We start from the raw sequence: 22,700 nt of genomic DNA, 5'->3' as shown, positions 1-22,700 counted from the left end.
TAACCGTTTCTGGGCTTTGAGCAAAATGTCAATTCAGGAGTACACGACTGTGAATCAACACCAGCGCGACCACATTGACACGGTAGTCGAAACCATTAACGGAACCCCCGCCTCAGCCACCCTGCAGAGCTACGATCGGCTTATCCGCGATTCCTGGCAACGCTGCGTTAACGATCACGGGCTTGATCCCAGCCGCATGCAAGACGCGCGCATCCTCACCTGGCACGAACTGCGCGAACACCAGGAAAACCTGGAAGAGTTCAGGCGTATCGCCCATCAGGGCATGGAGCGCCTGTTTCAACACATTGCACCGGCGGGCTATGTGGTGCTGCTGAATAACGCCAAAGGCATTACCGTTGATTATCTGGGCGACGCCAATGCTGAAATCAGCCTGCGGCGCGCCGGGCTATTCCTAGGCGCCGAATGGTCAGAGGCCTGTGCCGGCACATGCGCCGTAGGCACCGCCCTGGCAACCGGTGAAGCGCTCACGGTGCACCAGGGCGATCACTTCGACGCCACTCACATCCCGCTGACCTGTACCGCCGTCCCGCTGTTCGATCCGCAAGGGCAACTGCACGCGATATTGGATATCTCCGCACTTAACTCGCCACAGCCCAAATCCAGCCAGCAGTTAGCGCTGCAAATCGCCCGCATTTATGCCAGCCAGATTGAAAACGCCTATTTTGAACACCTGCACCGCGGCGACTGGATGCTCAAGCTTAGCGCGTCATACCCGTTAGTTAACGTCAACCCGGACTATCTGCTGGCCTTTGACGCCGGCGGTAAAATCGTGGGGCATAACCACCCGGCCTTGCGCCTGTTGCAAAATGAACTTGGCCTGCCGGCGCCAACGCAGCATGCGGCCAGCCCGCTGTTAGGGCTGCGCTTTGAGCAGGTTTTCAACGCCAGCTTCGATAAACTGCCGAACTACCTGCATACCGAGGGCCTGCGGCCATGCACCATTAATCTGGCGAACAGCGATAACACGCTATTCGTTACCGCCCAACAGCCGATCAACCGCCGCGGCCGGCGTATGGCGGGCGCATCAGCCATCTTGCCCACCCCGTTAAAAGCCATCAGCGGCGGCGATCCGGCGTTACAGGTGCAGCTACAGCGCGCAATGAAGCTGGTGAATACCCCGGTGAACCTGTTTATCCACGGCGAAACCGGCTGTGGCAAGGAGTTCTTTGCCCGGGCGTTACACCAGGCGGGCAACCGCTGCCAGCGGCCGTTTATCGCCGTTAACTGCGCGGCGATCCCGCCCTCGCTGATTGAAAGCGAACTGTTCGGCGCCATGCCGGGCAGCTTTTCCGGCGCCGGTAATAAACCACGCCGCGGGCTCATTCAGGAAGCCGATGGCGGCAGCCTATTCCTGGATGAAATTGGCGATATGCCGCTGGAAATGCAGACGCGCCTGCTGCGCGTGCTGGCGGAGCGCGAAGTGTTGCCGGTGGGCGCCACCCGCCCGATACCGGTTGATATCCGGGTCATCTCTGCTTCCCACCGGTCGCTGGAACGGCTGATCGCCGCAGGCGCATTCCGTGAGGATCTCTATTACCGCCTGCTTGGCGCTCGTATCAGCCTGCCGCCATTGCGTGAGCGCAGCGATCTGGACTGGCTGATCGACAATATGCTGGCGGGCAAGCGTTGCACGCTCACCGCCAAAGCCAGGGCGCACCTGCACCGCCACCGCTGGCCGGGCAACCTGCGCGAACTGCGCAATGCGCTGGAATACGCCTGCGCCATCTGCGAAAACGCCTGTATTCACCCCGATGATCTGCCCGAAGAACTGCAACAGCCGGCCGCAGCACCGCCTGCCGAAACGGCTACGCCGGCCCGCCCAAACACTACCACCTCCGCCACCTGCCCCGAAGGCCAGGCGCTGATACAGCACCTGCGGGCGGCGCAGTGGAACCATAGCGCGGTCGCCCGCCAACTGGGGATCAGCCGCATGACGCTTTACCGCCGCATGCAGCGCTTGGGGATCCGCTCGCCAAACCAAACCGATACCCGCTGCTGATCTGTCTCAATTGGCCGGTGACACCTGTATCACACTCGCCGGCAACCGTCGAAAAAAACCAATAACACGCTGATTTTAAATCACAATAAAACCTGGCCCGGAATTTGCGATAGCGATTTGAGTTGATGACGAGAGGCGCTCCCATGTCTGATCCTGCAAATAGCTTCATTCGCCGCCGTGCCGTACCCGCCCCCTGGGTTGGCATTATCGCCAATCCGGTTTCGGCCCGTGATATCCGCCGTGTGGTCGGCCATGCCGGCAGCCTGACGTTGGCCGAACGCGCCAACCTGATTTTTCGGCTGCTGGCGGCGCTGGGCGCCGCGGGCATCGCCGATGTGCGCATGATGCCGGATCGTGAAGGGCTACAGGCGATCCTGACCCGTATGCTGGCACAGCGTCACGATATTCCCCTTCCACAACTAAGCTGGCTACCGCTTAGCGTCAGCGCCACGGTTAACGATAGCGTGCAGGCGGCACGCATGATGCAGGCCGACGGCGCCCGCGTCATCGTGGTGCTTGGCGGCGACGGCACCCATCGGGCGGTAGCAAAAGCATGCGGCACGGTGCCGATCGTCGGTATCTCCACCGGCACCAATAACGCCTGGCCGGAACTGCGCGAACCCACCATCGTTGGGCTGGCGGTGGGGCTGTATGCCAATGGTAAAGTCCCCGGCGCGCAGGCGCTTCAATGGAACAAACGGCTGGATATCGCCATCAATGTCGGCCGCCCACATGCCCGCCAGGATATTGCCATTGTTGACGCAGCCATCCTGGCCGAGCGGTTTGTCGGCGCCCGCTCGGTGTGGCGCCCCGAACAGTTGTCACAGCTCTACCTGTGCTTTGCCGAACCCCATACCGTGGGCCTGTCTTCTATCGGCGGCTTATTGATGCCGATCGGCCGCCATACGCCCGGCGGGCTGGGGGTTACTTTCGGCAACGGCGGCGGCACGCTACTGGCACCGCTGGCGCCAGGACTGGTACAGCGCATCCCTATCGCCCGTTGGCAACGCATCGAACACGGCGCCGCCAGCACCCCACACCTGCGCCAGGGCGTCATCGCCCTGGATGGCGAACGCGAAATAACGTTCGGCCCGCAGGACAGTGTGCAGATCACGCTGTGCGAGCACGCTTTTCGCTCACTCGATATCAACGCCTGCCTGCATTGCGCCGCGGAAAACCAATTATTGCGGGCCGCCACCAGTGGTAGCGGCGGCCTACTTTAATCACCACTCACTGTCTGGAGATGGCTATGAACAATACCGATAACAATCCACACTCTGCTTCCCTGCCGCTCACCCGCGAAGCTTTGCTGAGCGCCTATCGCAGTATGCGCACCATCCGTGATTTTGAAGAACGGCTACACGTCGATTTTTCACGCGGCGATATTCCCGGCTTTGTTCATCTATACGCCGGCGAGGAGGCGACGGCGGTCGGCATTTTATCCCACCTCACCGATGGCGATCGCATCGCCAGCACCCACCGCGGGCACGGGCACTGCATTGCCAAAGGCGTCGACGTTATCGCCATGATGAAAGAAATCTACGGTAAAACCGGCGGTGCCTGTAACGGCAAGGGCGGCTCAATGCACATCGCCGATCTGAGCAAAGGCATGATGGGCGCCAACGGCATTTTGGGGGCGGGCGCGCCGCTGGTGTGCGGCGCGGCGCTGGCGGCCAAATTCCGCGGCAAGGGTGAAATCGGCATTACCTTCGCCGGCGACGGCGCCGCCAACCAGGGCACGTTTCTCGAAAGCCTGAACCTGGCCGCGGTCTGGAACCTGCCGGTTCTGTTCGTAATTGAAAACAACGGCTACGCCGAAGCCACCTCGCGCCAGTATGCCACCGCGGTAGACAGCTATGTCGATCGCGCCGCCGGCTTTGGCATCCCCGGCGTGACCGTCGATGGCACCGACTTTTTCGCCGTCTATGAAACCGCCGGCGAACTGATCCGCCATGCCCGCGCCGGCGGCGGCCCCGCGCTGCTCGAATGCAAAATGGTGCGCTTCTACGGGCATTTTGAAGGGGACGCGCAAACCTACCGCGCCCCGGACGAACTGGAATCGATCCGCGAACACCAAGACTGCCTGAAGCACTTTATCAATCATGTGCAACAAAGCGGCGTCATTCATCTTGATGAGTTCCAGGCCATCGACCGCGAAGTGGCGGCGCTGATCGAGCAGGCGGTACAAGAAGCCAAAGCCGCGCCCGAACCCAGCGCCGATGATTTGTTAACCGACGTTTATGTCAGCTACTAGCGACAACTTCACCCGAAAGGAGAATGGACATGGCTCGTAAACTTAGTATGAAGCTCGCCATCAATGAAGCGATAGACCAGGAAATGGCACGCGATCCCAGTGTGATTATGCTCGGTGAGGATATCGTCGGTGGAATGGGCGCCGACGGGGAAAAAGACGCCTGGGGCGGCGTGCTGGGTGTCACTAAAGGGCTATACGCCAAGCATGGCGATCGCCTGCTGGACACCCCGCTATCGGAATCGGCCTACGTCGGCGCAGCCATCGGCGCCGCGGCCTGCGGTATGCGCCCGATCGCCGAACTGATGTTTATCGATTTCATGGGCGTCTGTTTCGATCAAATCTTCAACCAGGCCGCCAAGTTCCGCTATATGTTCGGCGGCAAGGCGCAAACGCCGGTGGTGATCCGCGCGATGGTCGGCGCCGGCTTCCGCGCCGCCGCACAGCACTCCCAAATGTTGACGCCGCTGTTTACCCATATTCCCGGGTTGAAGGTCGTCTGCCCCAGCACCCCATACGATACCAAGGGGCTGCTGATCCAGGCCATCCGCGATAACGATCCGGTGATCTTCTGCGAGCACAAAAACCTGTACGGCATCGAAGGCGATGTGCCCGAAAAGCCGTATGCCATCCCGTTTGGCGAAGCCAGCATCGTGCGCGACGGCAGCGATGTCTCCATCATCAGCTACGGGCTGATGGTGCACCGCGCTCTCGACGCCGCGGCGCAGTTGGCGAAACAGGGCATCAGCGTGGAGGTGGTTGATTTGCGTTCGCTGTCACCGCTGGATCTCGACACCGTTATCGAAACGGTAGAAAACACCGGCCGCCTGGTCGTGGTGGATGAAGCGCACCCCCGCTGCAACATTGCCACCGATATTATCGCCCAAGTGGTGCAGCATGCGTTCGGCGCGCTGAAAGCGCCGCCGCAGATGATCAGCGCGCCCCATACCCCCGTCCCCTTCTCGCCCGCGCTGGAAGACCGCTATCTGCCAAGCGTAGACAGCATTATCAGCGCCGTACAACGCACGCTCGGCCATAAGGGGGCACACTGATGAGCGATAACACCATTATTCCCGTTGTTATGCCCAAGTGGGGGCTGTCGATGCGTGAAGGCACAGTCAATGAGTGGCTGGTTGAGGAAGGCAGCGAGATCGCGCCGGGCATGGCAATTCTGAATGTGGAAACCGATAAAATTGCCAACGCGGTTGAAGCCACCGATGCCGGTATCCTGCGGCGCAAGGTCGCACAAGCGGGCGATATTCTGCCGGTGAAAGCTCTGCTGGGCGTGCTGGCACCGCCAGCGATTAGCGAAGCGGAGATAGATGCCTTTATCAGCGCCTGGGAAACCCCGGCCGACAGCGACGAAGAGAACGAAGACGAGCAGGCAAGCACCGCCTGGCTGACGGTGGACGGCCTGCAAATTCGCTACACCAGCCGCGGCGCCGGCGAAGAAACCGTGCTGTTTATCCACGGCTTCGGCGGCGATCTGGACAACTGGCTGTTCAATCTGGACGCGCTGGCCGAACGTTACCGGGTGGTGGCGCTCGATCTGCCCGGGCACGGGCAATCCGCCACCCCGTTGCCGGGCGCCCGCTTGAGCGATCTGGCGGATTTCATCGCCGCCTTTATGGATGTTCTCTCGCTGCCTGCCGCCCACCTGATCGGCCACTCACTGGGCGGCGCTGTCGCCGCCGAACTGGCGCTGCGCCAACCTGGGCGCGTGCGCTCACTGGCGCTGATCGGCAGCGCCGGCTTCGGCCAGGAGATCAATCAGCGCTATATCGAAGGCTTTATCAACGCCCAGGCGCGCAGGGAGTTGAAACCGGTGGTTGAGTTGCTGTTTGCCGATCCCGCCCTGGTCAGCCGGCAAATGCTCGACGATCTGCTCAGGTACAAACGGCTGGATGGCGTGGACGATGCACTCACGGCCCTGCAAAATAGCCTGTTTGCCGGAGGCGAGCAAAGCACGCTGCCGGGCCTGCAGTTGCATGATGCCGGCATACCGCTGCTGTTGATTTGGGGCGCGGAAGATCAGATTATCCCTGTTCAACACGCACAACAGGCGCCGGCGCATGCCCAGGTGGAAATCCTCAGCGCTGCCGGCCATATGCCGCAGATGGAAAAGGCCGCGGAAGTTAACTCGCTACTGCAGCAGCATCTGGGCGCCGTTTAACCGCTGGATGGTGAACACATGCCGCACACATCGGCCGCAACCGCGCGTTGCGGCCTGTTTCACTGGTTACACAACCAATTACAGCACTGCGACGATCCGACAACCGCCGAGGACGAGCTGTTTGGCTATGCCGCGGCGGGCACGGCGGTGGCGAAAATCTGGCAGGCGCCGCAAGCGCTGGTCGCCCCGCGAACTTACACACGCCATGCGCCCCTGGAACAGGTGCGCCAACGCTTTAGCGCTCAGGGTTGCCCGGTGTTCCTGCGCAAATCCGGCGGCGGCCTGGTGCCGCAGGGGCCGGGCATCATCAATCTTAGCCTGGCCTATCCGCTGCAACAAAGCCTGGGGGACGCGGCAACGCCGGTTTACCTGCATCTGTGCGAAATACTGCGCGACACGCTGCAAACATTCGGCATTGCCAGCCGCTTTCAGGCGGTGAGCGGCTCCTTTTGCGATGGCCGCTTTAACCTGGCCTGCGGCAACCCTGACGATGCGCGCAAGATCGCTGGCACGGCACAGTACTGGCAGCCACTGCCCGGCCAGACGGACGGCCAAGCCCGGCGCCACATCGTGCTGGCGCACGCGGTGCTGCTGGTGGCGGTGGATTTGCCACGGGTGCATCAGTGGGCGAATTCGTTTGAACAGCAGATTGGCAGCGGCCGCCATTACGATGCGGCGAAAACCGTGGATATGGCGGCGTTGATGAATGCCGGCCCCGAACGGCAGCAGGCGTTATGCCAGCAGGTAAGCACGGCGCTGGGGGAAAGTGTGCGCCAGCGGGCAGCGCCGTTTGCCACCCGCTAGCGCCTTGTTTTAACGGTAAACCAGCCCGCCGTCGGTCAGGATCGACTGGCCGGTGATGTAATCCGAATCTTCACTGGCGAGGAACGTCACCAGTGCGGCCACGTCCTCTGGCGTTTGCGCGCGGCCGAGCGCAATACCGTCGACGAATTTCTTATAGGTTTCGCCCACCGGCGTGCCGGTCAGATCGGCAAAACGCTGGTCGATCTCAACCCACATATCGGTGCCGACCACCCCCGGGCAATAAGCATTCACCGTAATGCCCGCGCTGGCATATTCTTTGGCCGCCGCCTGCGTGAGTGCGCGCACGGCAAACTTGGTGGCGGAATACACCCCGAGCATAGCGAAGCCTTCATGCCCGGCGATGGAAGAGGCGCTGATGATTTTGCCCTTATGCCCCAGCGCCTTGAATTTAGCCGCCGCGGCCTGAATGCCCCACAGCACGCCGTTAACGTTGATACTGAAAATGCGCGCCACTTCGGCTTCGCTGACATCGGCCAGTGGGTTAACCTGCGCGATGCCGGCATTGTTCACCATGATATCAAACCCACCCAGTTCACCTGCGGCATGTTCGATGGCGGCATACACCTCGTCACGGCGGCTGATATCGGCAACAAAGGTTGTGGCTTCACGCCCTAAAGCCCGGATTTCGCCGGCAACTTGCGCCAATTTTTCTTCATTAAGGTCCACCAGGGCGATATTGGCGCCGTCAGTTGCCAACCGCAGGGCGATGGCCCGGCCAATCCCTTGTGCACCACCCGTAACCAAAGCCACTTTCTGTTGTAATTTCACTTGAACAACCTCCTGATTTGAGTTTCGACATCCAACAACACATCAGGCACCGCCGGCGGCGGTGCGCACATCAATAGCGCTTATGATTAAGCATAGGTAATGCAGCCCGCAGCGAGGGCTAAAACGTGCGCTATACCGGCGGCTGCACCAGAATTTTGACCTGTTGCTTTTCGCGCACTAGCGTTTCAAACCCCTGCTCGACAATGTCGTCTAACAGGATCTTCTTGCTCACCAGCTTATCGGCCTGAAAATAGCCGCGGGTCATCAGTTCCATTACCGCCGGGAATATATGCCGATAGGCGATGATGCCTTTCACCGAGCGCTCATGCAGCACCAGCGTATTGGGCTGAAACGAGGCTTCTTTTTCCCAGATGGAAACCACAACGGTTTCCCCTTCGTAATGGGTGCTGCTGATACACTGCGCCAGCACCGCCGGCACGCCGGTGACTTCAAACGCCACATCCACCCCGCCGTCGCTCAGCGCCTGTAAGCGGGCAACCGCATCTTCTTTGCCGGGATCGAACACTGCCCTGGCGCCCAATTCCGTTGCTTTGGCCGCCCGCTGCGGAGAAAGCTCAACGGCATAGATCTCACTGGCGCCCGCCGCACGCAGCGCCTCAATAATCAGCAGGCCGATTGGCCCGGCACCAAACACCGCCGCCTTGTCGCCGGCCTTCAACCGGCTCATGCGCACCGCATGCAGCGCCACCGCCGCCGGTTCCACCAGCGCCCCTTGTTCAAAGGACAGCGCATCCGGCATCTTGTGCACCCGCTGCTCCTGCACCACGGTATAGCTGGCAAACCCGCCGCCGCCGCCCGACAGGCCGTGGAAGCCAAGCTGGCTGCACAGATTGTACTTATCTTGCTTGCAGGCGGCGCAGTGGCCGCAGGCCAGAATCGGTTCCACCACCACCCGATCGCCCGGTTGGCAGTGCGTCACGCCGCTGCCCACGGCCACCACCTCACCGGAAAACTCATGGCCAAGCACGATCGGCGCGCGATCGTGGCTGAGCGGGTGTGGCGCATTAACCGGAATAAAAATCGGCCCGGCGATGTATTCGTGCAGATCGCTACCGCAAATGCCAGTCCACGCCACTTTGATCTTCACCTGCCCGGCAGAGACGGTAGGTTCTGCAATGTCTTCAACCCGGATATCGCGGGCCTTGTACCAACGCGCTGCTTTCACAAATACCTCCAGTCAAGAGTCGGAAGAATGAACCCCAGTTCACCGGTTTATACCGTGCGAGATCTCAGCCTGCGGCCGACCGCCGAGAGCTGAAAACACCGAGAGCTTGCCGAAGCGGCATGCCAGCAGATAAGCGAAAGCCGTGCCAACGGCTGAAAATAATTAATGGTTGTTAAATCAAGGTGATAAAAAGCGAAGGATGTCATTGAGGAAAAAGGACGAGGGAAGATGCTACAGGTGTCACAGGTGACAACCGCAACGGGAATGTCAAAAAAGCGATGATCCGCCGTCTGCTGATGGATGAGAGATAACCAGCAGGTATTTTTTATCAGGCCAACTGCCGAATTTGAGTTGCAGCGCTTCGAACATATCATCAATACCACAATGAAACGCTGCCACGTTGCAGCGAAACCGACCGCAAATATAATTGAATGGCGGCGACGAGGCCGCCGACAGCGTGAGATTTTACTGGTGGCAAGACAAATAGCGGATTATTCCCACGCTGAACATCCGCTGGAGCAAGCTGCAAGCAGGCATAAACGTGCCGTTTTAATCTTTACAGCGTGTCGCCATTACTCGCGATAACGTTCTGGAACCAGGTAAAAGATTTCTTAGGGCTACGCGCCAAGGAGCCATTGCCTTCATTATCTTTATCGACATAAATAAAACCATAGCGCTTTTTCATTTCGCCGGTGCCAGCGGAAACAAGGTCGATGCAGCCCCATGGGGTGTAACCCATCAGATCGACACCGTCTTCCACCACCGCTTTTTTCATTTCCGCAATATGCGCAGAGAGATAATCGATACGGTACTGGTCGTTCACCATACCGTCGTTCTCCAACACATCAATAGCACCAAAACCATTCTCTACGATAAACATCGGCAGTTGATAGTGATCCCAAAACCAGTTCAGGGAATAACGCAGCCCCACCGGATCAATCTGCCAGCCCCACTGCGACTTCTGCACATAGGGGTTAGAAACCAGGCTCTTCGTTTCATGGTAATCCAACTGCGGATTGTCATCGGTGGCTTTAGTGGCAAACGACATATAGTAGCTAAAACCGATATAGTCGACGCGCCCCTGGCCCAGCGCTTGACAGTCGTCTGCCGTAATATCCAAAGCAAAACCGCGACGTTTAAAGTAGTTCAGCAGATGCGGGGGATACTTGCCGCGCACATGAACATCGGTAAACCAATAACGACGGTGCATAGCGTTCATCGCCATCATCATGTCATTCGGCGCACAGCTCAACGGGTAAATCGGGCACATCGCTATCATACAACCTACCCGTAGCGACGAATTAATTTCGCGAGCAACTTTCACCGCTAACGCGCTGGCAACCAGCTCATAATGCGCAGCCTGGTACATTAGCCGCTCGCGATCCTCACCTGGTTGGTATTTCAAACCGGAGTTAGTGAACGGCGCAAAATCCTCATGGAAATTCGCCTGGTTGTTAATCTCGTTAAAGGTCATCCAGTATTTCACTTTGTGCTGATAACGGGTAAATACCACCTGGGCAAAACGCACAAAGAAGTCGATCAGTTTACGGTTACGCCAGCCACCATATTCAGTAACCAGATAGTAAGGCATTTCGAAGTGAGAGAGGGTTATCACAGGTTCAATGCCGAACTTCAGGCATTCATCAAACAGGTCATCATAGAACTGCAGGCCGGCTTCGTTGGGTTCCAGTTCGTCGCCCAATGGGAAAATACGCGCCCAGGCAATCGAAGTGCGGAAACATTTAAACCCCATCTCGGCGAAAAGCTGAATGTCATCCTTATAACGGTGATAAAAATCAATGGCTTCATGGTTAGGATAATTTTTACCCGGCAGCACGCCGTCGGTGATTTCGCGCGGCATGCCATGCGCGCCAGCCGTCATCACATCGGCGATGCTCACTCCCTTACCGCCTTCTTTCCAACCGCCTTCTAACTGATGTGCAGCGACCGCTCCGCCCCACAGAAAACCTTCTTTAAATCCAGACATACTTTCTCCTCATAAGCGCTCGCTTATTCAGCGAGCTATATTTTTTATTGACGTGATAAACCGCACTAATAATCTCGGACGTTCGACGATATCGCAGCCAATTAATATCGACAGCAGTTCGAATATATTGACATGTTTATAAATGCAGGCACCGAAAGGGATAACAGTTACCACCAGACCTCTGCCTGCACGCAAAGCATAAATTCATCTTTGCTATCCTGACTAAAATTAAACCGGGACAATTCGTTGTCGAGAATATTAATATACGTTCCGTAAAAACGAATTTCAGGACGAGATTCTAATAAGGTTTCCCCAACTTTTAGCGCATGTAATCCAACCTTTAATTTATTTGGATTCATAGGGTATCTTTACGTATTATTATAATTTTCGTTCAGCCGTGAGGCCAAAGCAAATAGCTTCAGGTAGTCATTTCTTTACGTAGGGCAATAATTTCTTTGGCTAAATCCTGGCACAGCATAGCGGTCATTAAATGATCCTGTGCATGAACAAGGATCAGGTTAACATTAATTTTTCCGCATCCTTCATCCTGCCCGATAAGTATCGTTTGTATACGATGCGCTTCGCGGCAAGCGGCTTCTGAACTGGCCATCAACGCCTCCGCGCGCGGCCACTCATGGCAACGCGAAGCGGCTATCGCCTCCATTGCATCCGAGCGCGCCTGCCCCGCATGGATAAGCAGTTCCATAATCGTGCTTTCATCAGCAAACATATTCATCTCTCCTGGAAATATTGAATTATTCAGTGGCCACAGCGGCATTCACCTTATTAGCGGCAATCACAAACGGTAAATAAATCAGGGTAGAAACACCCAGGCATAGGAAACCGACACACAGCGCTAACCAGTTGCCGCCGGTGCCGAAGAAGGCGATAAGTGGGCCCGGCGTCGTCCACGGCACGGCATAAGCGACAGGTGGAATAAACTCCATGCTGATAAAGAAATAACCGATCAGTGCGTTAACAAAAGGCACTAAGATAAACGGAATAACCAGAATCGGGTTCAGCACAATCGGCAGACCAAACATCACGGGTTCATTAATATTAAACAGGCCGGGTACGAAAGACATTTTCGCCAGGCTACGGTAATCTTGGCGCCGGGAGGCGATAAAGATCGCCAGCAACAGGCCCAGCGTCATTCCCGACCCGCCGCAGTTGGCGAAGGCATCGTTGATACTACTCCAGGTTATCGGATACGGCGCTCCCCAGGTGGTGCCGTGCGAAGCGGTGTAGGCGAGGTTTTCCAGGTTAGCTTCCGAGAAAATCATTTCACGAATTGTGGCAATCGTATTTGGCCCATGAATTCCCAGGATCCAAAGGAAGTTAGTCACTACACCAAGAATCAATACCGTGACGATATTGGTTCCCATCTCTTTTAACGGCGCCTGGATCAAGGAGTAGATCAGATCGTTAAGCCCATTAGGTGAAATCTTCGTCAACAGGTAGTTGGCGATAGAAAAGAAAACCATCACACAGAAAATCGGCAAAAGCACTTTGAACGACCGCGTCACCGCAGGTGGCACTGCGGCCGGCATGTTAATCGTAACCCTTGGATTACGTGCCAGGCGGCAAAAGACTTCGCTGGCGATCAGCGCGACGATGATGGCAACAAACAGCCCTTGTGGCCCAAGGTATTTGGTGGTCAGATAGGCTTGGCCGTCAATAATGGTGTAAGGCGTATACACCACGAAGAATGCGCCAATCGCCGTCAGGCCGCAGAGCAAATCGTCTTGCTGATAGCTAATCGCGATATTTCGCGCCACCAGGAAAGCAATTAATAGCGCCATGATATTGACTGAACCGTTCATTACCGGGGTAAAAACTTGCTGCGCATCGGCCAGATGCGGAAATATCTCCCCTAAATGTAGGATACTGGCGATAAAACCATCAGGGGATAAAATAGCAAAATTGATGAGAATAATCAGAGAACTGGCCATGACAATCGGAAAAGATAAAATAAACGCATCCCGAATTGCCGATACATGGATCTGCGAATTTAATTTTATTGCGATGGGAACAAGGATTTTTTCCATGCCTCGTTCAAAAGCGCCCATAAAACTCATGATAAATCCCTATATTCAATCATTAAATATAATTTATTCAGGAAACGTACATAGACTAATAGCGCCAGCAATAAGACCTTTCATTGCAACCTGAAAATCAATTGAAGGATTATTTTTTCGCCAGTAACGCCAGCGCAAATTCCAACACTGCCTTGCCATTCATTTCTCCATAAGACTTCATATCAATAACCGCTACTGGCAGCAAACCTTGCGCCACATCCTCTATTTCTTTTTTCTGAAAACGCACCTGTGGCCCAAGCAGAACAACATCAACTTCATTTTTTTTGATTTTTTCCTTGGCTTCCGAAATAGCCAGCGCATTGATATTCACCGAAATATTTTCACCTTGAGCGTACACTTTCATTCGATTAACCAGCATGCTGGTCGACATCCCAGCCGCACATACTAATAATATAGTAGTCACGCCATTCATCCTTTTCATTTAACGACATTAATTGACAGGTACTTTAATAAGTATAAATATGTGCAACTGTGAAGCAGATCACAGTTAGAAATTGTAAAGTCGTTCAAAAAAAGCCTAAAATATGAACCTATTTTTTTAGAAATTAATGGATTAATGATAACATCATGTTCTATAAAGCCCCCAAGAGGTTCATAAATGATCTATAAGAACATAATCAATATGCTTAAAATAGAAATCAATGGTTCTAATTATAACATTGGGGATTTCCTTCCATCGGAGAAAGAGCTGGCCAAGCAGTACACCATCTCACGTAACACGCTACGTAAGGCACTGAAAGAATTAGAAGATGATGGATGGATTGAACGACGTCATGGTTCAGGAAGCCGGATCAAGAAAAAATACTTTCAGACAGCAACCAACCGTTCAGATAGCTTTAGCTTTACACAGATCGTTAATAGTGAAAATAAAACGCCGTCTAGCCAGGTGCTTAAATTCGAGTTACAGCATGCCTCTGAGGAAATCTCGAAGATGCTTCAACTTCTCCCTGGGGAACCGGTCTACTACGTGAAAAGATTACGGCTGATCAACAATATTCCCATACAGTTAGAAGAAAGCTGGATGTCAGCAACCCGTTTTCCTGAACTGTCATTTTCGCATGTCTTACAATCAAAATATTCATACATAGAGGATAAATGCGGGGTAAAAATAAAAGGGAGTTATCAATCTGTGTTAGCCATCAATCCTTCTGTAGAATTAGCCACTATTTTAAGGACTAGCACGCAAGATCCGATTATAAAAATGTATACTCAAGCCGTTGATGAGGAAGACCACCCCATTGACTACTCAATTCTTTATACCAATATGTATGAATTCCAGATAAAATATTACTTCCCACGAAACTTTAGCGCTGTGGGGAATACCTTCATAGAATGACATGTTGAGACTGTTTCCTTTATTTATACGGTTTGCATCCACAACGATAAAAGCCAAGCGGGCTTAACCTTCGCGCCCAAACGGCCTCTGCTACAGTTTTTTGTCGTTTACCGGGGCTCATCGTGCTGTTTCGCCATATTTATTCCCCAACAGTGTAAAAAGCAGCAGGCCGGGCATCATCCCCTGCCCGGCCTGCTGGTCGTTAATACCATTGCGCCGCGCAAACGCGGCATGGCTTACAGCTTAACGTTCAACCCTTCGGCGACCGTATCCCCCACCGCCAGGCGGCCGCTTTGGGCTTCCTTCTGCTGCAGGAAGTCCGGCAGCAGCCCCTTATCGCCGGGCTTGCCGATGGCGATCATGCCGTGCACCGCATAGTTGTCCGGCAGCTTTAACGCCGCTTTGATCTTGTCATGGTGCACACCGCCCATGCAGTGGGTCTGCCAGCCTTTGAGATGCGCCTGCAGCGCCAGGTTGGCCCAGGCGGCGCCGGTATCAAACGCATGGCTCGGGTTGCTGACTTCGCGCTCGCCATTTTGGCTGGTGGTCTTCGACACCACCACCACCAGCGCCGAGGCGTGCTGCGCCCAGCCCCGATTGAAATCAATCAGAAAATCCAGGTAATCGCCCCAGCTGGCGGAGCCGTTTTTGCTATAGCTAAAGCGCCAAGGCTGCAGATTGTAAGCGGAAGGCGCCCAGCGCGCGGCTTCAAACAGACTCAGCAGGGTTTCATCATCGATCGCATCATTCTTCAACGCGCGCGGCGACCAACGTTCAACAAACTGTGCATCTATCGGGTAATCCGGGATTCTTGTCTGGCTCATAAGCATCTCTCATGATGTAAACAGAAGGTAAACCGCTTGATATTCCCATATGTCAGGTGAAAAAAATTTCGATTTTGTGCCATCCCGCACAAAACAGGATGGCACACCGGCAACGGATCAGCGTGGGATGCGCCGCTGCCAGTTCTTGTCGGCCACAGGCTGGCCGTTAAACGTTACCGCCATCCTGGCGTCCAGGATGAAATGCGTCAGATCGCTGCGCAACTCCAGCACCACGTCCGCCTCAGTCCACCAGCCCTCGCGGCCGATTTTCATCGTTTGCGTCAGCAGGTAATGCGCGGAAAGCGGATCGCGGCTGCGGATCGTCAGTTGGCGACGCAGGCTATGATCGACCACGGTACCGATATCGTCAAAGCGGTACACGCCTTCACCGAATACCCCGCCGATGCCTTCGGTTACGCTGGTCCAGGTATCCGTCAGGACATCGTAATGCAGATGACGCTCCACACGCCCGGGCGAAAGTACGGTCAACGGAGTGTCGGCAGCCGTCATCGGCTGTGGCGCTGGGCCAGCGATCGGCAGCGGCTTGTCGCAAACCGGCAGAGCCAGGCGTGCGCTGGCCAGATCCAGCGAGAGCGTCGCCTCTTCCGCCATCGGCCAGATCATCGGCCAGAAGGTGGTGGCCAGCGAAACACGGATCCGGTGCCCGGCGGCAAATCGCCAGGCGATGGCGTCAAGTTGCACATCTACCGTCACCGGTTCCCCCGGCGTCAACGGCACGTGCCGATCCTGGCCCTGCAAATGAGCCAGGTTTACCCAGCCGTGCGTAACCCGATTGACGGCGCCATCGGGCGCCACGTCCGAGAGGCGCACATACAACATCGCCGCCGGTTTATCACTTTTGAGCACCACGGAAAACACCGGGAAGCCAAACAGGGCCAGCGGCTCCGCCAAAGGCTCGCCGTCAAAAACCACCGCCTGGCCATCGTCAATCCGCTGATCCGCCGGGCTTTCCCCCAGCACCCCGGCCCCCATCCATTCGCCGCCCATCAGGCCATGGGTTTGCGGCGAACAGACATCGATCCAGCCGGCAGAGCCTTTCGGTTGCGTATTCAACTGGCCGCGCGCCAGATACCACGTGCGCGCGTCCACGTTATCCGCCGTGCCGCTGTTGAAGCCGACCCACTCGCCTTTGGCCGCCGGGCGTTGTGATGATGGCGGCTGGCTGTCGCAAAGCCAGGCCTGCACGCGAGGCCCGGCCATCACATCGTTGTCTTCGCCTTTCAACCAGTGATCCCACCAGCGCATGCCCTCTTGCAAAAAGCCGATGGCCGGCGCCGGCGTACCGTCCTGTGGGTAGACATGCGCCCACGGGCCGAGAATGGCGCGGCTTGGCACCTGCAGGTTATCCATCAGGCGGAAAACGGCGTTACTGTAGGAGTCCGCCCAGCCGCCCACCGCCATCACCGGGCACTGGATCGCCGCCCAGTCCTCACACACAGAACCATGCCGCCAGTAGTCGTCACGCAGGGGGTGCTCCATCCAGAGCGCGGGGAACAGCGGCATGTTTTCCAACCGCGCCAGCCACGCCTGGTGGCCCTCTTCCCCCACTAATTCGGGATCCAGCGGCCGGCTCTGGTAGGCCATCATAATGCCGCCCCACCACAGGTTGTCGTTGAGTAGGCAGCCGCCCTTATAGTGGATATCGTCATTGTAGCGATCGTCGGTTGAACACACGGTAATGATCGCCTTCAGCGCCGGCGGCCGACGAGCGGCCAACTGCAGACAGTTGAAGCCCCCCCAGGATTTGCCCATCATGCCTACCGCGCCGCTGCACCAGGGTTGGCGGCTAATCCAATCGATCACCTCGAGCGCGTCTTCCTGTTCCTGCAACAGATATTCATCCGCCAGATGGCCGTCGGAATCGCCGCTGCCGCGCATATCCACCCGTAAAACGGCATAGCCGTGGCCGGAAAAATAGCCGTGCATCGGTTCATCACGGGTTCGGGTGCCGTCACGTTTGCGGTAGGGAATGTATTCCAGGATCGCCGGCACCGGCGCTTGCGCCGCCGAATCCGGCAGCCACATGCGTGCGGCAAGGCGGGTGCCGTCGCGAAGTGGGATCCACAGGTGTTCGGTTACGGTCACCGCATGGGGAAAATCACAGACGATCTGTTTCATATAGCTCCTGTTGATAAGGTTTGTTCCCGTTTGCCCAGCACCTCATCCAGCCAGGATGTGCGCATTTCCGGCACGGAATTGAGCAGCGCCTCGGTATAGCTGTGCATCGGCGGGCTGAACACCTGTTCGGTCGCCCCCTGCGCGACGATATCGCCACGGTACATCACCGCCACATCGTGTGCGATGCGCCGCACGGTGCCAAGATCGTGGGTGATGAACAGGTAGGAAAGCCCCAGTCGCTGCTGCAGGCGGCGCAACAGGTTCAACACCCCTTCCGCCACCAGTGGGTCAAGCGCCGACGTCGCCTCGTCGCAGATGATCAGATCCGGGTTGGCGGCCAGCGCACGGGCGATGCAAACACGCTGTTTTTGGCCGCCGGACAGTTCGCCGGGATAACGGTCCATCAGGCTAAGCGGCAATTCGGTTAACTGCAGCAGTTCCTCCACCCGCTGCCGTACCTGTTGCCGCCCAAGGCCGAAGTAAAACGCCACCGGGCGCCCAATCAGTTCCAACAGCGTCTGGCGCGGATTGAGGGCCACATCCGGTAACTGATAAATCATTTGCATGCGGCGCAGCGTTTCCTTGCCGCGCCGTTGATAGCGGTTGTCCAACGGTTGCCCATCAAACACAACGTCACCCTCGGTATCGGGCAACAGGCCGGTCAGCGCCCTGGCCAACGTGCTTTTCCCACTGCCGGATTCGCCGATCACCGCCAGCGTTTGGCCGCGGCGCAGCGCCAGACTCACGCCATGCACCACGCGCTGGCCGTTATAGCCGGTCGAGAGATTTTTCACCGTCAGCAGCGCTTCGCCATCCTCTGCGCTCTGCTCATCCCGTGCGAAGAGATGGGAACGCTCGGCAACCAGGCGGCAGGTGTAATCTTGCTGAGGGTTCTGCAAGATGGCCTGTGTGGTGCCGGTTTCCACCTCCCGGCCCTGGCGCAGCACCATGATCCGATCGGCAATCTGCGCGACCACGGCCAGATCGTGGGTGATATACAGCGCGGCGGTATTGAATTCACGCACCAGATTGCGCAGCATCACCAGCACTTCGATCTGGGTCGTCACGTCAAGCGCGGTGGTCGGCTCATCCATCACCAGCAAATCCGGCCGGCAAGACATCGCCATCGCCGCCATCGCGCGCTGCAACTGGCCGCCGGAGAGCTGATGCGGATAGCGCTTACCGATATTTTCCGGATCCGGCAGATCCAGCGCTTTAAACAGCGTCACCGCCCAGGCATGGGCCTGCGCCTTGTTCATCAAGCCATGGCGCAACGGCCCTTCACAAACCTGTTTGCCGATGGTCAACGCGGGGTTGAAGGCCGCCGCGGCGCTTTGCGCCACGTAAGCGACCCGTTTGCCGCGTAAATCACGCCGCTGCGCCGCCGGTAACCGCAGAATATCCTCGCCCGCCAGCAACACTTCGCCGGCGCTGAAACGGCAGCCCTGGCGCGCATAGCCGAGCGCCGCCAGGCCGATGGTCGATTTACCGGCGCCGGATTCGCCGATCAGCCCCAGCACTTCTCCCCGCCGCAGCGTCAAAGAAATGTCTTGCACCAGAGGCATACCATTGACGGTTTCAATGCCCAGATGACGCATTTCAAGAATGTTGTCGCTCATGCTCCGTCCCCCAATGACACGTTATTGCGCGCCAATAGCCAATCCACCACCAGGTTCACACCGATGGTCAGCAGGGCAATGGCCGCCGCCGGGTACAACGGCGCCAGTTGGCCAAAATTAATCGCCTGCGCATTGTCGCGCACCATACTGCCCCAGTCGGCATAAGGCGGTTGGATACCAAGGCCAAGGAAACTCAGGCCGGCAATAAACAGGAAGGTAAAGCAGAAGCGCATGCCAAACTCCGCTAACAGCGGGGGAATGGCATTGGGCAGGATCTCTTTGCGCAGCACCCAAAACAGCCCTTCGCCGCGCAGGCGTGCCACCTCGACGTACTCCTGGCAAACAATCCCCTGCGCCACCAGGCGGGCCAGACGAAACACCCGCGTGGCGTCCAACAAGGCGATGGTCGCCACCAGCACCGGAATTGACGTCCCCATCACCGAGAGCACGATCAGCGCCAAAATCAGCACCGGGATCGACATCAGGGTATCCACAACGCGCGTCAGCACCATATCCACCCATTTCCCGCAAATCGCCGCCATAAAGCCGGTAATGATACCGATCACAAATGAGCTGAAGGTAATCGCCAGCGCAATGGCGATGGTGGTACGGGCGCCGAACAGAATACGCGACAGCATGTCACGCCCCAGATTATCGGTGCCCAGCGGCATCTGCAGCGAAGGCAGCATCCAAATATCCCCGATCGAATCGGTTTCCGTATGCGGCGCAATCCAGGGCGCAAACAACGCGCCGAAGAGATTAACCCCAATGATAAACAAGCCGATCATAGCCGAGAGCGGCAGCGATATTCCTTTGATTCGTTTCATGATTTACCTCGCATGCCGCAACCGCGGATTACACCAGATCGCCAACAGATCGGCGGCGGTATTCAACAGGATATAAGTGCCGCCAAACAACAGGCCGCAGGCCTGCACTACCGGCAAATCCCGTTTGGTCACGGCATCGACCATCAGTTGCCCAATCCCCGGATAGACGAACACCACCTCGACCAATATCACCCCGACGATCAGATAAGCCAGGTTGAAGGCGATAACGTTGATGATCGGCGCCAACGCATTCGGCAACGCGTGGCCCAGCACGATGCGCCAGCGCGGAATGCCTTTCAGCACCGCCGTTTCGATATAGCTGCTGGACATCACCGCCCCCACCGACGCGCGCGTCATGCGCAGCATATGGGCCAACACCACCAGCACCAGCGTCAACATCGGCAACGTGCAGGTATACAGCCGCTCCCACAAGGTGGCGTCGGGATCCACCATCGCCAGGCTAGGGAACCAGGCCAGCCGAATAGCGAAAAAAATCACCAACAGGTAACCGACGAAAAACTCTGGCACCGAAATGCTGAGCAGCGTCAACGTGTTGGCCAGCCGATCGAACCAGGAACCGCGCCAAATGGCGGAGGCAATGCCCAGCATCACCGCCAGCGGGATGGCGATCAGCGCCGCATACGCCGCCAGGAACAGGGTATTACCCAGGCGCGGCAGCAACTCTTCGCTAATCGGCCGGCCATTGGTGAGCGAATGCCCCAGATCGCCGTGCAATACGCCAAACAGCCAGTGTAAATAACGCTGTAGCGCCGGCTGATCCAGCCCTAACTGGTGCCGTAATGCGGCGATGGTTTCCGGCGTGCCGTTTTGCCCAAGGATCGCGCTGGCGACATCGCCAGGCAGCATTTCTGTCCCGGCAAAAATCAGCAGCGACACCAGGAATAACGTCAGCAGCCCCAACAACAGGCGATGCAGGATATGTTTTCTCATCATGACGTCAACCAGACACGCTCAGCCAGGCGCCCCCCCATGAAGTTAAACAGCGGATGGGGTTTGATACCGCCAACCTTGTTGCTGGCGGCATCCAGATAATCGCCAAACAGTGGGATCATGGCGCCGCCATCGTCGCGGACGATGCTCTGCATTTCGCCGTAGAGCTGCGCGCGTTGGTTTTCATCCAACAACGAGCGGGCCTGCAGCAGCAACGCATCGAATTTGTCGTTTTTCCAATGGGTGTCGTTCCATTTGGCGCTGGACATATAAGTGGTTGAGAACATCTGGTCCGCCGTCGGCCGGCCGCCCCAGTAGCCCATACAGAACGGGGCTTTCATCCACACGTCTTCCCAGTAGCTGTCCGCCGGCTGGCGTTTGATATTGACCTGCATCCCCGCATTGCCGGCCTGGCCCTGATACAGCGCGGCCGCGTCCAGCGCGCCGGTGAACGCCGCATCGGAAGAAGCCAGCTCCAGCGACAGTTTTTCCAGGCCGGCTTTCTTCAGATAGAAACGGGCCTTATCGGGATCGTACATGCGCTGCGGCAGATCATGATTGAAGAACCGGTCGGTTTTCGGGATCGGATGATCGTTGCCCAGGGAGCCGTAGCCGCGCAGCACCGTGTTCAGGATTTTCTCGCGATCGATGCCATGTTTGATCGCCATCCGAACATCGTTGTTGTTGAACGGGGCGACGCGGCAGTCCATCAGGAAGGTAAAGTGCTGGCCGCCCGAAGCGCGGATAATCTGTAGCATCGGGCTGCGTTTGAGGAAATCGACGGTTTTGAAATCCACCCGGTTGATGGCGTGTACCTGGCCGGATATCAATGCATTCGTGCGGGCGGTCGGATCGTTGATGACCAGGACTTCCACCGCATCGACCCAGGCGCTATCCGGCTTCCAATAATGGGGGTTGCGTTTAAACAGCGAACGCACGCCGGGCTCATAGCGTTCGAACACAAAACCGCCGGTGCCGATCGGATGTGCCCAATCGGTAAAGCCGTTCGGCACCACGACCAGGTGATAATCCGCCAGCAGATAAGGCAAGTCTGCATTGCCGCTGTCGAGGGTCAGCGTGATCTGATCTGCACCGGTTTTTTCCAACGCCGTGATGCTGGCAAGCTGGGTTTTTATCGCGCTGCGGGATTGCTCGCCGCGGTGCAGATTAATGGAGTAGATAATATCGTCGGCATCCAGCGTTTTGCCGTTATGGAAGGTCACGCCCTGGCGAACTTTCAGCACCCACTCTTTCGCGCCCGGCCGTGCTTCCCAGCTTTCCAGCAGTTCAGGCACCGCCTTATTGTGTTCATCGATCTCCACCAGGCCGTTCATCAGCATATAGGCCTGATTAAGCGATACCCAATCGCTGAACAAGGTGGGGTCCAATGTGTCGCTGGTGTTGCCGCCGGACATGCCAAGGCGCAGCGTCCCCCCTTTTTTCGGGGCTGGGGCCGGCGCCGCCAGCGCAGAAAATGGTGATAATGATACGGCAGAGGAAATACCTAATAACGCCGCAGAACTGATAAACCCACGCCGACTCAGTTGCGCCCCCTGGAATAATACTCTATCTGGTGCTTTATCATTTTTCATATATTTCTCCATAGTGTCAGACCTGCTTTTGGCAGGTAATTCACAGGCATACCGCAGCACGATGAACCTGATTTATATCAAAACAATTTGTTGTGTTTGTATG

Annotated in this window: 19 protein-coding genes and 1 pseudogene; 7 read left to right on the top strand and 13 right to left on the bottom strand. The window is 56.8% G+C overall.

Annotated elements, in window-relative coordinates; genetic code table 11:
* Nucleotides 1-49: 49 nt before the first annotated feature.
* From ABFX35_RS06390 to ABFX35_RS06365, 6 genes are all read left to right on the top strand, one after another.
* Nucleotides 50-2,020, top strand: coding sequence for a sigma-54-dependent Fis family transcriptional regulator (locus ABFX35_RS06390; RefSeq protein ID WP_346079910.1), 1,971 nt, complete (start codon nt 50-52; stop codon nt 2,018-2,020).
* Between the two features lie 143 nt (nt 2,021-2,163).
* Complete coding sequence (locus ABFX35_RS06385; RefSeq protein ID WP_346079908.1) at nt 2,164-3,243, top strand: ATP-NAD kinase family protein; 1,080 nt, start codon at nt 2,164-2,166, stop codon at nt 3,241-3,243.
* A gap of 26 nt (nt 3,244-3,269) precedes the next feature.
* Nucleotides 3,270-4,274, top strand: a complete 1,005-nt coding sequence (locus ABFX35_RS06380) for a thiamine pyrophosphate-dependent dehydrogenase E1 component subunit alpha (RefSeq protein WP_279027619.1) — start codon at nt 3,270-3,272, stop codon at nt 4,272-4,274.
* Nucleotides 4,275-4,303: 29 nt separating this feature from the next.
* A complete protein-coding gene (locus ABFX35_RS06375) occupies nt 4,304-5,323 on the top strand; it encodes an alpha-ketoacid dehydrogenase subunit beta (RefSeq protein ID WP_095844693.1) in 1,020 nt (339 codons plus the stop codon).
* Entirely contained in the window at nt 5,323-6,444 is a 1,122-nt protein-coding gene (locus ABFX35_RS06370) for an acetoin dehydrogenase dihydrolipoyllysine-residue acetyltransferase subunit (RefSeq protein ID WP_346079905.1), read from the top strand. Before ABFX35_RS06375 ends, ABFX35_RS06370 begins: the two co-directional genes overlap by 1 nt.
* 18 nt (nt 6,445-6,462) lie before the next feature.
* Entirely contained in the window at nt 6,463-7,248 is a 786-nt protein-coding gene (locus ABFX35_RS06365) for a lipoyl protein ligase domain-containing protein (protein ID WP_095844695.1), read from the top strand.
* A gap of 9 nt (nt 7,249-7,257) precedes the next feature.
* On the opposite strand, the gene ABFX35_RS06360 is transcribed toward ABFX35_RS06365, so the two are convergent.
* From ABFX35_RS06360 to ABFX35_RS06330, 7 genes and pseudogenes are all read right to left on the bottom strand, one after another.
* Entirely contained in the window at nt 7,258-8,037 is a 780-nt protein-coding gene (locus ABFX35_RS06360) for an acetoin reductase (RefSeq protein ID WP_346079903.1), read from the bottom strand.
* A gap of 130 nt (nt 8,038-8,167) precedes the next feature.
* Nucleotides 8,168-9,223, bottom strand: a complete 1,056-nt coding sequence (locus ABFX35_RS06355) for a 2,3-butanediol dehydrogenase (RefSeq protein WP_346079901.1) — start codon at nt 9,221-9,223, stop codon at nt 8,168-8,170.
* A 556-nt stretch (nt 9,224-9,779) separates the two neighbouring features.
* Entirely contained in the window at nt 9,780-11,210 is a 1,431-nt protein-coding gene (locus tag ABFX35_RS06350) for a 6-phospho-beta-glucosidase (protein ID WP_346079899.1), read from the bottom strand.
* Between the two features lie 167 nt (nt 11,211-11,377).
* Nucleotides 11,378-11,545: pseudogene (locus ABFX35_RS06345) on the bottom strand (carbohydrate porin); the annotation flags it as partial.
* A gap of 83 nt (nt 11,546-11,628) precedes the next feature.
* Nucleotides 11,629-11,940: a PTS lactose/cellobiose transporter subunit IIA gene (locus ABFX35_RS06340; RefSeq protein WP_279029120.1), complete on the bottom strand. Its 312-nt coding sequence runs from the start codon at nt 11,938-11,940 to the stop codon at nt 11,629-11,631.
* Between the two features lie 25 nt (nt 11,941-11,965).
* The gene (locus tag ABFX35_RS06335) at nt 11,966-13,288 is read right to left on the bottom strand and encodes a PTS sugar transporter subunit IIC (RefSeq protein ID WP_346079898.1); all 1,323 of its coding nucleotides are present in this window, start codon (nt 13,286-13,288) and stop codon (nt 11,966-11,968) included.
* Between the two features lie 109 nt (nt 13,289-13,397).
* A complete protein-coding gene (locus ABFX35_RS06330; protein WP_346079897.1) occupies nt 13,398-13,712 on the bottom strand; it encodes a PTS sugar transporter subunit IIB in 315 nt (104 codons plus the stop codon).
* A gap of 195 nt (nt 13,713-13,907) precedes the next feature.
* Here ABFX35_RS06330 and ABFX35_RS06325 point away from each other — a divergent pair, with 195 nt between their 5' ends.
* Nucleotides 13,908-14,645, top strand: coding sequence for a GntR family transcriptional regulator (locus ABFX35_RS06325; protein ID WP_279029126.1), 738 nt, complete (start codon nt 13,908-13,910; stop codon nt 14,643-14,645).
* A gap of 236 nt (nt 14,646-14,881) precedes the next feature.
* Here the strand turns inward: ABFX35_RS06325 and ABFX35_RS06320 are convergent, their stop codons facing one another.
* The 6 genes from ABFX35_RS06320 to ABFX35_RS06295 all read right to left on the bottom strand — a co-directional run bounded on the left by ABFX35_RS06320 (nt 14,882) and on the right by ABFX35_RS06295 (nt 22,597).
* On the bottom strand, nt 14,882-15,469 hold the full coding sequence (locus ABFX35_RS06320) for a nitroreductase family protein (RefSeq protein ID WP_121554388.1): 588 nt from the start codon (nt 15,467-15,469) through the stop codon (nt 14,882-14,884).
* Nucleotides 15,470-15,586: 117 nt separating this feature from the next.
* Nucleotides 15,587-17,608, bottom strand: a complete 2,022-nt coding sequence (locus ABFX35_RS06315; RefSeq protein WP_346079895.1) for a CocE/NonD family hydrolase — start codon at nt 17,606-17,608, stop codon at nt 15,587-15,589.
* On the bottom strand, nt 17,605-19,227 hold the full coding sequence (locus tag ABFX35_RS06310; protein WP_346079893.1) for an ABC transporter ATP-binding protein: 1,623 nt from the start codon (nt 19,225-19,227) through the stop codon (nt 17,605-17,607). The genes ABFX35_RS06315 and ABFX35_RS06310 overlap by 4 nt, the downstream gene beginning before the upstream one ends.
* A complete protein-coding gene (locus ABFX35_RS06305) occupies nt 19,224-20,054 on the bottom strand; it encodes an ABC transporter permease (RefSeq protein WP_279028787.1) in 831 nt (276 codons plus the stop codon). Before ABFX35_RS06305 ends, ABFX35_RS06310 begins: the two co-directional genes overlap by 4 nt.
* 3 nt (nt 20,055-20,057) lie before the next feature.
* Nucleotides 20,058-21,005 (bottom strand): ABC transporter permease, encoded by a 948-nt coding sequence (locus ABFX35_RS06300; protein ID WP_346080867.1) that lies wholly within the window; start codon nt 21,003-21,005, stop codon nt 20,058-20,060.
* Nucleotides 21,005-22,597: an ABC transporter substrate-binding protein gene (locus ABFX35_RS06295; RefSeq protein WP_346079890.1), complete on the bottom strand. Its 1,593-nt coding sequence runs from the start codon at nt 22,595-22,597 to the stop codon at nt 21,005-21,007. Before ABFX35_RS06295 ends, ABFX35_RS06300 begins: the two co-directional genes overlap by 1 nt.
* Nucleotides 22,598-22,700: the final 103 nt, after the last annotated feature.

Source organism: Gibbsiella dentisursi (assembly GCF_039539505.1).
In the GTDB taxonomy this organism is placed as follows: domain Bacteria; phylum Pseudomonadota; class Gammaproteobacteria; order Enterobacterales; family Enterobacteriaceae; genus Gibbsiella; species Gibbsiella quercinecans.
Note: the sequence above shows the minus strand (reverse complement) of the source record. Positions and strands in the feature narration are given on the sequence as shown.